The 12,672-nt window shown below is 68.7% G+C and carries 17 protein-coding genes; 6 read left to right on the plus strand and 11 right to left on the minus strand.

Annotated elements, in window-relative coordinates; translation table 11 throughout:
• The first annotated feature begins 53 nt into the window (after positions 1-53).
• On the plus strand, positions 54-647 hold the full coding sequence (locus tag ABZX37_RS28345) for an HdeD family acid-resistance protein (RefSeq protein WP_354744554.1): 594 nt from the start codon (positions 54-56) through the stop codon (positions 645-647).
• A gap of 45 nt (positions 648-692) precedes the next feature.
• Positions 693-1,244 carry a DUF6069 family protein gene (locus ABZX37_RS28350; protein WP_354744556.1) on the plus strand — a complete coding sequence of 184 codons (552 nt, stop codon included), beginning with the start codon at positions 693-695 and terminating at the stop codon, positions 1,242-1,244.
• Position 1,245: 1 nt separating this feature from the next.
• Here the strand turns inward: ABZX37_RS28350 and ABZX37_RS28355 are convergent, their stop codons facing one another.
• From ABZX37_RS28355 to ABZX37_RS28370, 4 genes are all read right to left on the minus strand, one after another.
• Positions 1,246-2,001, minus strand: coding sequence for a hypothetical protein (locus tag ABZX37_RS28355; protein ID WP_354744558.1), 756 nt, complete (start codon positions 1,999-2,001; stop codon positions 1,246-1,248).
• Positions 1,998-2,162: a hypothetical protein gene (locus ABZX37_RS28360; RefSeq protein ID WP_354744560.1), complete on the minus strand. Its 165-nt coding sequence runs from the start codon at positions 2,160-2,162 to the stop codon at positions 1,998-2,000. Before ABZX37_RS28360 ends, ABZX37_RS28355 begins: the two co-directional genes overlap by 4 nt.
• 25 nt (positions 2,163-2,187) lie before the next feature.
• A complete protein-coding gene (locus ABZX37_RS28365; RefSeq protein WP_354744562.1) occupies positions 2,188-2,544 on the minus strand; it encodes a metalloregulator ArsR/SmtB family transcription factor in 357 nt (118 codons plus the stop codon).
• Between the two features lie 96 nt (positions 2,545-2,640).
• Entirely contained in the window at positions 2,641-3,495 is an 855-nt protein-coding gene (locus ABZX37_RS28370) for an NAD(P)H-binding protein (protein ID WP_354744564.1), read from the minus strand.
• An 87-nt stretch (positions 3,496-3,582) separates the two neighbouring features.
• Between ABZX37_RS28370 and ABZX37_RS28375 the strand changes: the two genes are divergently transcribed.
• Both ABZX37_RS28375 and ABZX37_RS28380 read left to right on the plus strand, forming a co-directional pair.
• A complete protein-coding gene (locus ABZX37_RS28375) occupies positions 3,583-3,990 on the plus strand; it encodes a helix-turn-helix domain-containing protein (RefSeq protein ID WP_354744566.1) in 408 nt (135 codons plus the stop codon).
• 113 nt (positions 3,991-4,103) lie between these two features.
• The gene (locus tag ABZX37_RS28380; RefSeq protein WP_354744568.1) at positions 4,104-4,442 is read left to right on the plus strand and encodes a hypothetical protein; all 339 of its coding nucleotides are present in this window, start codon (positions 4,104-4,106) and stop codon (positions 4,440-4,442) included.
• A 163-nt stretch (positions 4,443-4,605) separates the two neighbouring features.
• Here ABZX37_RS28380 and ABZX37_RS28385 read toward each other — a convergent pair whose 3' ends face one another.
• Both ABZX37_RS28385 and ABZX37_RS28390 read right to left on the minus strand, forming a co-directional pair.
• Positions 4,606-5,760, minus strand: coding sequence for an acyl-CoA dehydrogenase family protein (locus ABZX37_RS28385; RefSeq protein ID WP_354744570.1), 1,155 nt, complete (start codon positions 5,758-5,760; stop codon positions 4,606-4,608).
• A gap of 21 nt (positions 5,761-5,781) precedes the next feature.
• The gene (locus ABZX37_RS28390; protein ID WP_354744572.1) at positions 5,782-6,633 is read right to left on the minus strand and encodes a 3-hydroxybutyryl-CoA dehydrogenase; all 852 of its coding nucleotides are present in this window, start codon (positions 6,631-6,633) and stop codon (positions 5,782-5,784) included.
• A gap of 140 nt (positions 6,634-6,773) precedes the next feature.
• Here ABZX37_RS28390 and ABZX37_RS28395 point away from each other — a divergent pair, with 140 nt between their 5' ends.
• A complete protein-coding gene (locus tag ABZX37_RS28395) occupies positions 6,774-7,442 on the plus strand; it encodes a TetR family transcriptional regulator (RefSeq protein ID WP_354744574.1) in 669 nt (222 codons plus the stop codon).
• Positions 7,443-7,446: 4 nt separating this feature from the next.
• Here the strand turns inward: ABZX37_RS28395 and ABZX37_RS28400 are convergent, their stop codons facing one another.
• The 4 genes from ABZX37_RS28400 to ABZX37_RS28415 form a co-directional block, all read right to left on the minus strand.
• Positions 7,447-8,058, minus strand: a complete 612-nt coding sequence (locus ABZX37_RS28400) for a YbaB/EbfC family nucleoid-associated protein (protein WP_354744576.1) — start codon at positions 8,056-8,058, stop codon at positions 7,447-7,449.
• A 1-nt stretch (position 8,059) separates the two neighbouring features.
• Positions 8,060-9,097, minus strand: coding sequence for a hypothetical protein (locus ABZX37_RS28405; RefSeq protein WP_354744578.1), 1,038 nt, complete (start codon positions 9,095-9,097; stop codon positions 8,060-8,062).
• Position 9,098: 1 nt separating this feature from the next.
• Positions 9,099-9,476, minus strand: coding sequence for a hypothetical protein (locus tag ABZX37_RS28410; RefSeq protein ID WP_344279014.1), 378 nt, complete (start codon positions 9,474-9,476; stop codon positions 9,099-9,101).
• Between the two features lie 121 nt (positions 9,477-9,597).
• Entirely contained in the window at positions 9,598-10,422 is an 825-nt protein-coding gene (locus ABZX37_RS28415) for a DUF1295 domain-containing protein (protein ID WP_354744580.1), read from the minus strand.
• A 51-nt stretch (positions 10,423-10,473) separates the two neighbouring features.
• Here ABZX37_RS28415 and ABZX37_RS28420 point away from each other — a divergent pair, with 51 nt between their 5' ends.
• Positions 10,474-10,980: an emopamil-binding family protein gene (locus tag ABZX37_RS28420; protein WP_354744582.1), complete on the plus strand. Its 507-nt coding sequence runs from the start codon at positions 10,474-10,476 to the stop codon at positions 10,978-10,980.
• Positions 10,981-11,182: 202 nt separating this feature from the next.
• Here the strand turns inward: ABZX37_RS28420 and ABZX37_RS28425 are convergent, their stop codons facing one another.
• Positions 11,183-12,658, minus strand: coding sequence for an MFS transporter (locus ABZX37_RS28425; RefSeq protein ID WP_354744584.1), 1,476 nt, complete (start codon positions 12,656-12,658; stop codon positions 11,183-11,185).
• Positions 12,659-12,672 lie beyond the last annotated feature (14 nt).

Below are 12,672 nucleotides of genomic sequence, written 5' to 3' on the forward strand. Positions count from 1 at the left end.
CCCAGGTCCGGCTACCGTTTCGCCAGGTCAGCACGACACCCAGGGAGGCATCCATGTCCACGCCCATTCCGCCCGTCCTCGGTTTCGCGGTGCTCGACCCGCGGCGCGCGTGGCCGCTCGTGCTCACGCGCGGGATCCTGGGCGTCCTGTTCGGCGTGCTGGCGCTGGTGTGGCCGGGGATCACCGTGCTGGCGCTGGCTTTCCTGTTCGGGATCTACGTGCTGATCGACGCGGTCGGCGCGATCATGCAGGCGTTCCGGCCGGGCGACGGCGCGCACCGGATCGCGTACGCGCTGCTCGGCGTGCTGGGCCTGGTCGCCGGGATCATGACGCTCGTGTGGCCCGGGGTGACCGTGCTGGTGCTGGCGACGCTCGTCGGGGCGTGGGCGGTGGTCACCGGGATCATGGAAATCGTCGCCGCGATCCGGCTGCGCAAGCAGATCACCGGCGAGGCGTTTCTCATCGTGGCGGGCGCGCTTTCGGTGATCGCCGGGGTGCTCGTGCTGTTCCACCCGATCGCCGGGGCCTTCGGCGTCGCGCTGCTGATCGGGATTTACGCGGTCATTTACGGGGTAACCCTGGTGGTCCTGTCGTTCCGGTTGCGCACGCTGGCGAAGTCCGCCGATCCGGCGGAACAGGCTCAGTAGGGCGACAATCGACAGCGACCGCTTTTGCGAGGGAAGGACCGCCCGATGGTTCAGCAGTACCCCGGCAATTACGGGGAGGACACCCGGCCAGGCATCGACGCGGCGAGGCTGTGGGCGGGCGGTGTGGCCACCGCGGTAGTCGCGGCGCTCGTGGCGGTGGTCGGCCTGCTGATCGCGCGAGGGATCTTCGACGTGCCCGTCCTGGCCCCGAAAGGCGATGGCCTGTGGGGCAAGGCGAGCACGCCGACGTACGCGATCTCCGCCGCTGCTGTCGCGCTGCTGGCGACGGGGCTGATGCACCTGCTGAGCGTGGCGACGCCCGCGCCGGGCCAGTTCTTCGGCTGGATCATGGTGCTGGTCACGGCCATCGCGGTGGTCCTGCCGCTCACCCTGACGGTGGGCATGGAGGCGAAGATCGCCACGGCGGCGATCAACCTGGTGATCGGCTTGGTGATCGCTTCCCTGGTGAGCAGCATGGCGGCCAGTGCCCGGACGTTGCACCGGCGGAAGCGGAGCAGCCGGGCGGAGCAGCAGCCGCCCCCGCCTCCGCCTACGCGGCAGTGGCCGGAGGGGCCGACTACGTATTACGACCGCTGACCTAACGCTTCCGAGCGGTTTCGGTTATCGCGTCCAGCACCCGGGTGGCCAGGTCCGGATCCGACAGCTCCGGCAACGGCCGATCCACCGGCGCGAGCGTCGTCAACGCGTGCGCGCAAGCCCGGTGCACGTCCAACTGGTCCATCGGGTCGGACACGCCCAGCCCCCGCCGCAGGGCCGCGAACAGCCCCGGCAGCGGCAGCAGCCTCGCGCACCGATCCGGCGGCATCAGCGCGGAACCCCCGAACTCCCCCACCACGTCGACCACCGCCGTCGCGTTCCGGGCGACTTCCGGCAGCGGGAACCCGGCCGCGTCGTCTCGCCGCCAGGCCACCACCTCGCCCACCCCGGACGCCACCAGAAGCGGTACCAGCAACGGCATCGTGTCCGAACCGGCTACCACCACTTTCGCGTCGAACGGCGCGACGTGCAGCCGTCGCGAGCGGATCAGCACTGCCGCGGTCAGCACGATCGCGGCGGTTTCTTCCTCGGTGACGACTGGAACAGTCAAGGCGAGTTCCCGTTGCGCCGCACGGGCTTTCGCCGGTTCCGCCCCGGTCAGGTACACCGCCGCGACCTCGTCCGGCAGCGAGCGCAAGGCGGCCGCCAGCTCCGCCGCGTCCCTCGACCGCACGGTGAACGCCGACGTCGGCACTCCGGTGTGCTCCCGGATCGCCCGCGCGTCCTCCTGCGGCCGCGACACCCCGGCCGACGCGCCGTCCCCGACTATCGCCAGCTCAGGGTGCGCCCAGCTCATCGGCCGGACTCGCCGAGGTCGATGTCGTTCTGCTGCGCGATTTCCCGCAGTTCGGCCAATCTCTCGCGGTGGCCCTCCGCCTCGTCCTCGCCGGCGTGCTCCAGCGCCCGCTGCGCCGCCGCGATGCCCCGCTTCAGTTCCCGCACGAATTCGCTCGTCACATCGCCTCCGGTCGGATCGTCCGTCTCAGCTCTCCGGGGAACGCGGGCCGCCCGCGTGCGCGGTGCGCAGGTCGTCGAGCAGTTCGACCTGGCCCGACAGCACGCCGGTCAGGATCTCGCGCGCGACCGCCAGCAGCTCCGCGACCTGCGGGCTGGTCAGCGAGTAATAGACGCTCGACCCTTCCTTGCGCGTGGTGACCAGTCCCATCCGCCGCAGCACCGCGAGCTGCTGCGACAGGTTCGCCGGCTCGATCCCGACCTCCGGCAGCATCTCCGCGACGGCGTGCTCGCGCTGCGACAACAGCTCCAGCACCCGGATCCGCGCCGGATGGCCGAGCGTCTTGAAGAACTCGGCTTTCAGCTGGTAGAGCGGTCTGCTCACGATGCCGCCTCCGGGTCTCGCCTTCCCGCGCCGGAGGGAAGGGTTCAGCAATTGCAAATATTAGCAATTGCCGAACCAGCTAGACACCGGGCCTCCTCAACGCTCCGCGGGACCGAACTCGGCCGCGTGATCGGCCACCCACTGGGCGAAAGTCCGCGCCGGAACCCCGGTGACGTCCTCCACCGTCGTCGTCGGCCGGTCAGGTTCGCGACCGGCCAAGCGGGCGAACGCGTCGAGCATGGCGTCCGCGTACTTCGCCGGGATCCGCTCGAGCAGGAGTTCGCGCGCGGCCTCCCGGGGCACCTCCTCCCAGCGGGTCTCGCGGCCGATCACCTCCCCGATCACCCGGACCTGCTCGATCTGCGTGAGCGCGGCGGCGCCGGTGAGGTCATACTTGGCGCCGACGTGCCCGTCGGAAGTCAGCGCGGTCACCGCGACCGCCGCCATGTCGGCCTCGTGGATGAGCGTCGAGTACACCGAGCCGTAAGCCCCTCGAACGACGCCGTCCTCGCGAACCTGCGACGCCCAGCCGAGCGTGTTGGCCGCGAAGCCGTGCGGTTGAAGGAATGTCCACTCCAGACTCGTGCGCTCGATCGCCTTCTCCACCGAGCGATGGACCTGACTGATCGCGTCGTCCGAGTCGCTGCGCGCCGCGGCCGACGACAACAGCACCAACCGACGAGCGCTTCCGGCGATCGTGTCCGCGATCTCCTGGGCCGGATCGGCGGAAATCAGCGGCCACATCAAGAATACCGAGTCCACGCCCCGCAACGCGGCGCGCAGACTGTCCACATCAGACAGATCGCCGGGAACGACCTCAACGCCGCCGGGCAGATTGGCCTGTTCCGGCCGCCGAGCCAACGCGCGCACGGGAAGGCCGCGCTCAGTCAGCTGAACAACCACCTGACGGCCGACGTTGCCGGTGGCGCCGAGCACCAGAGTCATGGTCATGGGAATACCTCCTTGTGTCGCAATGAGGCTCACCGTAGGTTTTGGGCTATCCTTTCGTAAGTACGAACCGCGAGGTAAGCTCCCGACATGGGAGTAGGCATCGAGGCAGGACGCCGCGCCGCCGCGGACCCGGGTGACGCATTCAACAGCGACTGCCCCGGCCGAGAGGTGTTCAACCACGTGTGCAGCCGCTGGGGCATGCTGCTCCTGCTCTCGCTGCGCGATCGACCGGCGCGCTTCTACGAACTGCGCGACACCATCGGCGGAATCAGCGAGAAGATGCTCTCGCAGAACCTCCGCACCCTGACCCGGGATGGGTTGATCCACCGTGCGGTGGAGCCCGCTACGCCGCCTAAGGTGACGTACTCGCTCACCGAGCTTGGCCGGGAGCTCACGACGCCGTTGCAGGGGCTGCTCGATTGGGTCGGTGCGCGGACGATTGATGTGGTCAAGGCGCAGCGGCGGCATGATCGGCAGCACAAGCCCGCGTCCTGAGCGTCGAAAAATGAAGCGGCACCGCCGATCTCGACGTTGCCGCTTCCCCAGCCGGAAGAACCTCAGCCTTTCAGGACGCAGCAGCGCCCTCGCCGCCCGGTAGAATCTGCGGTGTGACAGCTGCGCCGGAGGAACGGCCCAAACCCATCGATCAGTACCGGGACATTCACGAAATCCTCGACCAGATCCAGCTTCGTCCGGAGATGTGGCTTCGGCAACGTTCTCTGCGGGACTTGCAAAGCATCCTCTTCGGCTATGGCGTCGCCCTGGACGTTCACGGGCTCGATGAGGAGTTCGCGTTGTGGCCCGTCGGCTCGTTCGCCCGATGGATCGAGGCTCGCTTCGGCTGGTCGATGGCCGCGGGATGGGCGGTCGCTATCGAAAAGCACGCCGACTGCGAGGAACCGCTGAACGTGTTCTTCCGACTCCTCGACGAGTACCGGGCCTCCTGAACTCAGCCACTCCGTACCAGGCAGGCCGCGCCTCGCCCCGTCGAGCCACGAGCGCGCCAGACAGGCGATCGACACGGTCCTCGAGCGGCCTGGCTCCCATGACGGCCCGGAAGCGGCCTGATCATGAGCAGCCAGAACCGCCCGGACTACCGGATCAAGTACCTCAGCCCTTCAAAAGCTGCCGAGCCATCACGAGCCGCTGGATCTGGTTCGTGCCCTCGTAAATCTGCGTGATCTTCGCGTCCCGCATCATGCGCTCCAGCGGGAAGTCTCGCGTGTACCCGTACCCGCCAAGCAACTGGACCGCGTCCGTGGTCACGCTCATCGCCACATCCGAGGCGTGGCACTTCGCCGCCGCGCCGAAGAACGACAGGTCGGCATCCCCGCGTTCGGACTTCGCCGCCGCGGTGTACACCATCTGGCGCGCCGTCTCGACTGCCATCGCCATGTCCGCCAGCATGAACTGGATGCCCTGGAAATCCGCGATGTGCTTGCCGAACTGCTTGCGCTCCTTGACATACGCCAGCGCGTGGTCCAGCGCGCCCTGGGCGATCCCGACAGCCTGCGCGGCGATCGTCACGCGGGTGTGGTCGAGCGTCCGCAGGGCGATCTTCAGGCCCTGGCCCGGCTCGCCGACCATCCGGTCGCCGGGAATGCGCACCTGGTCGAACAGCAGCTCACGCGTCGGCGAGCCCTTGACGCCCAGTTTCTTTTCCTTGGCACCGAAGGAAAATCCAGCGTCGGACTTTTCCACCACGAAGGCGCTCACGTTGGCGCCGCGGCGGCCGTCCGGGTCGGTTACCGCCAGCACCGTGTAGTACTCCGACACACCGGCGTTGGTGATCCACGACTTCTGTCCATTGAGGATCCAGTCGTCGCCGGAAGGAGTGGCGCGGCACCGCATCGAGGCGGTGTCCGAGCCTGCGTCGCGTTCGGACAGTCCATAGGAGAATCCGGCCTCCCCCGAAGCCAGCGGCGGCAGGTATTTCGCCTTGACGTCCTCGTTCGCGGCCAGGATCAGCGGCAGGCTGCCGAGTTTGTTCACCGCGGGGATGAGCGAGGACGACGCGCACACTCGCGCCACTTCCTCGATCACGATGCAAGTGGCCAGAGCGTCGGCACCGGCGCCGCCGTACTGCTCCGGCACGTGCGGGGCGTGGAAGTCCGACGCGACCAGTGCGTCATAGGACGCCTTGGGGAATTCTTCGCGCTCGTCGGCCTCGGCGGCGTGCGGGGCGATCTGCTCTTCGGCGACCGCGCGGACGGCCTCGCGGATCGCTTCGTGGTCTTCGTTGATTTTGAACAGGTCGAAACTCATCGGGGATCTCCTCGCCGGAACTCAGTAGGTGTAGAAGCCGCGGCCGGTCTTGCGGCCCAGCAGGCCCGCGTCAACCATCCGGGCCAGCAGCGGCGGCGGCGCGTACAGCGGCTCCTTGAACTCCTCGTACAGCGATTCCGCGACCGCCTTCGTGGTGTCGAGCCCGATCAGGTCGGCCAGCGCGAGCGGGCCCTGCGGGTGCGCGGCGCCGCGCACGAGGCCCTCGTCGATCGCTTCCTTCGTCGCGAAGCCCGACTCCAGCATGCGCACGGCGGCGAGGATGAACGGGATCAGCAGCGCGTTCACCACGAACCCGGCCCGGTCCTGGCACAGGATCGCGTGCTTGCCGAGCGTCTCCTCGGCGAACTTCCGCGCGCGGTCGGTGGTCTCGTCGCCGGTGAGCAGGCTCGGCACCAGCTCGACCAGCGGCAGCACCGGGACCGGGTTGAAGAAGTGGATGCCGAGCACCTGCGCCGGCCGCTGAGTCGCGGTGCCGAGCTTCATGATCGGGATCGAGGACGTGTTGGACGCCAGCACCGCGTCCGGCGCGGCGACGATCTTGTCCAGCTTCTTGAACAGCTCCGCCTTGACCGCCTCGTTCTCCACGATCGCCTCGACGACGAGCGTGCGGTCGGCCAGGTCGTCGAGGTCCTCGGTGATCCGGATCCGCGCCAGCACGTCGGCCGCGGACGCGATCTTCCCCTTGCGCTCGGCCCGGGCCAGCGAGGCCTCGAGCCGCGCCCGGCCCGCGTCAGCGGCGGCCTGGCTCGATTCGACCGCCACGACGTCCAGCCCGGCCCGGGCGCACACCTCGGCGATCCCCGCCCCCATCTGGCCGCAGCCGACCACGCCGACGAGCTCCACGTGCCTCACCCATCCCTCCGGTACTTGGTTTCACGATGACGGTACTCAGTACCGACGGGTAGGCCAGGGCGGGGTGGCCCACCTCACCCTGCTCGCTCGGGCCGGCAGGCGATTAGGCTGGCCGCAGCGTGCGTGCGAAAGGTGGCCCGATGCCCGACAAACCGGCCAAACAACGGCTGACCGAGGCCGCGTTCGCGCTGTTCGAGGAGCGCGGGTACGACCAGACGACGGTCGACGACATCACCGACCGCGCGGGCGTCGGGCGCAGCACGTTCTTCCGGGCGTTCCGGTCCAAAGAGGACGTGATCTTCCCCGACCACGAGGTGCTGCTGAGCGCGATCGAGGCCCGGCTGGCCGGTTCCGACCCGCGCACCGCGACCGTCGCGGTCACCGAGGCCTCGCGGCTGGTGCTGCGGCATTACGTCGCCGAGGGTGATCTGGCGCTGGCGAGGTACCGGCTCACCCGCAGCGTGCCCGCGCTGCGCGCGCGGGAGATCGCTGGCACACGGCAGTATCAACGGCTGTTCCAGGAATTCGTCCACCGCTGGATGGGCGGCGGCGAGGAAACCGCATTGCGCGCCGAACTCATGGCGGCGGCCGTGGTGACGGCGCACAACCACGTCCTGCGTCGATGGCTGCGCGGGCAGACGACAGACCCGGAAGCGGCCTTCGACGCCGCGATGGCGGACACGGTCGCGCTGTTCGGCAACACCGGCGAGACCGAGACGACGGTCGTCGCTTTCCGTACGGGCAAAGACCTTTCCGCGGTCCTGCCGGGGTTGCGCAAGCTGCTCGGCGACGAGGGCACGCTCAGCTGAGCCGCTACCAGGCCTCGTCGAACCGCACCCCGGCCTCGTACCAGTCCTCGTCGCTCACCGGGCGTTCCGGTTCCACCGGTTGCTCGGGGTCGGCGGTGCGGTCGCGGAGGTAGTCGCCCTCGCCCGCCGCCGCGAAAGCGCCACCCGTTGTTTGCCGAGGACCGGGAGCTGCCGCGTGCGGTGCGGAAGAATTCCCTGGCGCAGCAACGGGTTTCGGTTGAATCGGCACCACAACCGGTTGCGGCGTCGCAGCCGGTTTCGCTTCGACGGACGCACCAGGCCGAGCAGGCCGCCGAGGAGCAGCGGGCGGAGTCGCGGCGGCGACGTCCGGAGTGAACCCGGCCCGCCACTTCAGCCGGTCCATCACGTACCCGCGAGTGCCGAGCGGAGCCAGCAACGACGCCGTCTCGTGCGCCGATTTCCGCTGCGCTTCGGCGTACGTGTGCAGCACCAGCGCTGCCAGCTCTTCCGGCGGCAAATTCCGCACTGTGCCGGAGAGTTTCAGTCCAGTGAGGACACCGTCGGTGTTGACTGTGGCAGTGACCGCGTTGTCGGCCGAGGACGCCTCGACCGACAACGCGGACAGTGCCCGGAGCAGTTCTTCCGGATCGGCCACGTCAGTCCAGTGTGGACGGCGTCAGCGGCTGCGACACCGAACCGTCCGGCGCGATGTCGACGTTCCGGTCCCGGACCTTCTTCTCGGTGTCCTTCGGGGTGTTGGAGGTCTCGAAGTTGGACGGGTCGAACGAGTCGCCGGGACTCACGTCGGCGGGCTTCGGGATGTCGGGCAGGCCGTCGGCCTTCTCGCGGATCTTGTCCGCGAGCCGTCCGGTCGACTGGTCCATTCCCGAGCGGATCTTCTCGACGTTGTCGAGGAAACTCTCGAAGATCTCCTTCGAGGACTCCCCTTCGACCCGCGCCGAGGCCTCCGCCACGACCTCGGACAGCCCCGCGCCCGCACCGGCCACCGCGGCCTGCGTTCCCGCCGCCGCGAGGCTCAGCCCGGCACCCGCGGCCGCCGGGGTCGCGACCGCGGCCAGCATCCCGACCAGCGCCGCGGTGAAGGCCGTCGTCATCACCTTGGACAGCGAGATCTCGCCCTCCTTGGCCTTGTCCTTCTGGTACTTCTCCGCGGCGTCCTTGAACGACTTGCCGAGCGTGTTGAGGTCGTCCCGCGCGCCCCACACGCTGTCCCGGCCCGCGACGACGCCACTCTCCAGCACCGAGATCTCAGTGGCCATCTGGTCGTAGGTCTCCGACAGCCGGTCGAGATACGTCTTCACGTCCTCGGCCGCTTCGCCGCGCCAGGAGCCCATCAGTTCCTTCGCCCGGCGCAGCTCCGTCATCGAGCCGCGGCCGAGGTTCTGCCAGATGTGCTCGTAGGAGTTGATCAGCGCCTGCAGGCCAGCGCCGGTGTCCTTGAGGTCGGCTTCGGAAAACTCGCGGAAGATGCTCGTGACCTCGTCCTGATAGGACTCGTACAGGCCGTCCATCATCTGGAACAGCATGAACTCCGCGTAGCGCAACGCCAGCACGCCGTCGAGCGCGTCGTTCGCGCCTTGCCGCAGGTCCTCGCAGATGCCTTCGAGCAGCTGCTCGCGCGGGCGCTCGTCCGAACCGCCGCTCAGCCCGAAGTAGTTTTCCTGGTCGCTCACGTCAGAGCCCCTCCCCTGCCGCGTTGCGCACGCCCATCCGCGCTTCCCCGTCGGCGCTCTCGTACAGGTCGGCCACGCGCGCGAGCGCGACGCTCGCCTGCTGCGTGGTGAAAGCGAGCTTCGCCAGCGCTTCCTCGACCTTCGAGCGGTGGTACTCGTACGCCGCCGCGACCTGGCGCATGCCGAGCGAGCCGCCGAACGCCGTCGTGGGGCCGCCGCCGAACGGGTTGAACCCGCCGAAGATGCCCTGTGGTCCGGTGGCCTCGGGCATGTCCAGCCCGCGCACGCCGTCGCGCGCGGTCTCCGCCGCGTGCCCGGCGTCCTCGACGAACCCGCTCGCCTTGCGCAGATCCTTCACGTCGGTTTCGAAACCGATCATGGGTCCACCCCCAGTCGTATGAACCGTCACCCTACTGAGCGAACGGTATCCTTCCGACTCATCGGACATGACGTCGGTTCACGGCATCGACGTGACCACCGCCACATTCCGGACGTACCGGCTAGCCCTCGCGTACGGGTGCGGACGCCGCGCGCCGCGGAAACCACGGCACGATCGGCGAAACGCGCCGCTGGTAGTCCGCGTACTCCGGATAGCGGCCGAGGGTGATGCTCTCGGTGAAGATCGTCGAGCCGATGAACAGGGCGGTCAGCAGGACCGCGCCGGCGATCGTCCAGGTGACCGCGCCCGCCGCGGAGACGCCGAGCAGGAACACCAGCCACCACTGCGCTTGTTCGAAGAAGAAGTTGGGGTGGCGGGAAAAGCGGAAGAGCCCGGTCTGCGCGAACCGCGGGTCCGGAGCGCGCCCGGCGGCCGTCTCGCGCTTCTTCCCTTGGTGGAAGTTCCACTGCTGCTGATCCGCGAGGGTCTCACCGAACAGGCAGCCCACGAACGCGACGGCCAGCACGATGTCGACAGCGCCCAGCGGCGTCCGATGATCCAGCGCGGTCCACGCGGGCAGCGTGATGAGCAGCAGGATCGCGTTCTGGTAGAGCGTGATGAAGAAGAGGTTGAACAGCTGGAACTGCCACGGAGCCATCCGGGCGCGCAGCACTGCCCAGCGGTAGTCCTCGCCGCCGCGCGCGTAGCCGCCCTTGCGGCCGTAGTTGAACGTCAGCCGCACGCCCCACAGGAACACGAGCGCGAACAGCAGGTTCAGCCTGGCGTCGGAGAACCCCGCGTGACCGGCGAAGATCCCGGCGTAGGCCACCGGGACGACCGACCAGATCCGGTCCACCCAGGAGTACTCCCTGGTGAGCACCGACAACAGCCAGCAGCCGGCGCACACGCCCGCGAAAACCCAGAGGCACACCTGGAACGCGTTCATGACCGCGACTTTACTGCCGGAATCGCCCGCGCGACGCCGTAGAATCCGCCGATGGGCACCACGACGGCGAACCTGCCCCTGCGCGAGCGCAAGATCGACCTCTTCTTCGCGGTGATCTTCTCGGCTTTCATCGTGACGTCGCTGATCAGCGACCTGCTGCCGACGATCGGCGTCGACTTCTCGCGCCCGACCGGCAACTTCTTCGTCGACTCCAACTACTGGTACGCCCACGACGCCGACCCGCTCTTCATGCACCCGCCGGACTGGATGCGGATCGTCACCGGGCTGTCCGCGTTCGCGTACCTGCCTTTCTATGTCGTGCTCGTCTGGTGCCTCGTCGCGGGCCGCAACGGGATCCAGCTGTTCGCGGTGATCTACGCGACGATGATCGTCACGCTCACCGGGATCGTCGTGTTCGGCGTCGAGTTCTTCGGCGACCCGGCGACCCGTACTGGCAATCCGGGCAAGTTCCTCGCGTTCAACCTCCCTTACGTGCTGGTCCCGTTGCTGTTGCTGGTGCGGATGCGTCGTCCGTTGCCGTTCGCTCGGCGGTTTTGACCACTGTGGACAGTCCTGGGGCAGGGACGTGACCGGCGGCGAAAGCACCAGCGGGCCAACCGGCCGCCGAGCCGGTTGAAGAACGACACCGACCCGGCGATCCGCCGCGCTGGCCGTCGTCGGACACATCAGCGGCAAACGGCAGGAACACCACCGTCATCGTGTCGACGCTCAGCAAGGCGACCGCTGACAGACCCCGCAGTCACCCCACCTCCGCACCGGCCTTCCGCAGCATCCGTTGTCGTCGGCTTGTGTAAGCGGCGACCGAACCGCACAGCAGCGCGAGGAGCGCGACCGCCGTCAGTACGTCCGGCACTGACGTGACCAGGAGCGAAAGCACCAGCGGACCGGCCAATCCGCCGAGCCGGTTGAAGAACGACACCGATCCGGCGACCCGGCCGCGCTGGCCGTCGTCGGCCACGTCGGCGGCGACGGGGAGGAATACCGCGGCCATGGTGTTGACGCCCAGCAAGGCGACCGTCAGCACGGCGGCCGACAGCCACGGCGCGGCGACTGCCCATCCGGACACCGCGAGTGCCAGCAACAGCATTGCGGTGCAGACGGCTAGTCGCACCGTCACGCCGGTCGGGCCGAAGCGGCGGTAGCCGAAGGTCAGCAGTCCCGCGCACAGCACCATCGCCACCGCGGATCCGGTGAGCAGGGCGTTCGCCGTGGTCAGCGAAAGGCCGCCGACGCGGGACAGGGTCGGCACCCAGGTCGTCAGGCCGAAGGTGGTCAAACCGATCGAAAAGGCGAACACCCATTGCAGCCGCGTGGTGAGCGTGTTCCGAGCCAGCCAGTTCGCCTCGGTCGCGGGTTGCGCGGGGGCGCCGCGTTGATCCGGGATGACGGCTGCCGCGGCGGCCAGCAGCAGGCCGGTCGGCGCGCCGATGAGCCACAGCACCCGCCATCCGAACACCGGCTCCAGCCACAACGCCGAGCCGGACGCGACCAGGTAGCCGATCGCGGTCGCGACGATCGACAACCCGGTCACGACCGCTCCCCTGCCGCGTCCCGGGAAAAGGTCGCTCAGGACCGTGATCAGCATCGGAGCCAGCCCGCCGACGGCGATGCCCATCAGGAAGCACATCACCGCGTTGCCGCCGAAGTTCGGCATCGTTCCGCACATGCTGGTCGCGGTGAATCCGAGCGTGGCGAGCAGGTAGCAGGCCCGCCTTCCGATGCGCTCGGCCAGCTGGCTGCACAGCAGAGCGCCCAATGCGGTGCCGGACAGCCCGCTGACCGCCAGCAGCGACGCGGTCGAGGCGTCGATGCCGTATTCCGCGCGCAGGCCGGGAATGACGAACCCGAGCGTCGACGTCTTGCTGATGTCGATCGTCAGCGCGGCAGTGGCGACCACCGCGATCGTCCGCCTTCCCCGGAATTTCGGCTGTGGCAGGGCAACTGGGAAAACACTGTGCCGTGTCCGGCCGAGAACCAGCGCGGCTCCCAGGGCGAGCAGCAACGCTGTTCCGGCCACGAACATCTCCGGCATGTCGGCCAGCGCCATGCCGTGCAGCCGCCGGTCGGCCATCGAACCCATCGCACCGGCCGGGTCCGTCCCGGGCATTTCGAAAGCACGGAAAAAGCCCACCGCCGAAGCGACCACAACCGCTGCCGCCGCCACGGCGAGCAATCCCCGCCAGCTCGTCCGGGCCGGCACCGAAATCGTCGTCATGCCTCCAACTTCTC

Source organism: Amycolatopsis sp. NPDC004079 (assembly GCF_040610415.1).
Classification (GTDB): Bacteria; Actinomycetota; Actinomycetes; order Mycobacteriales; family Pseudonocardiaceae; genus Amycolatopsis; species Amycolatopsis halotolerans.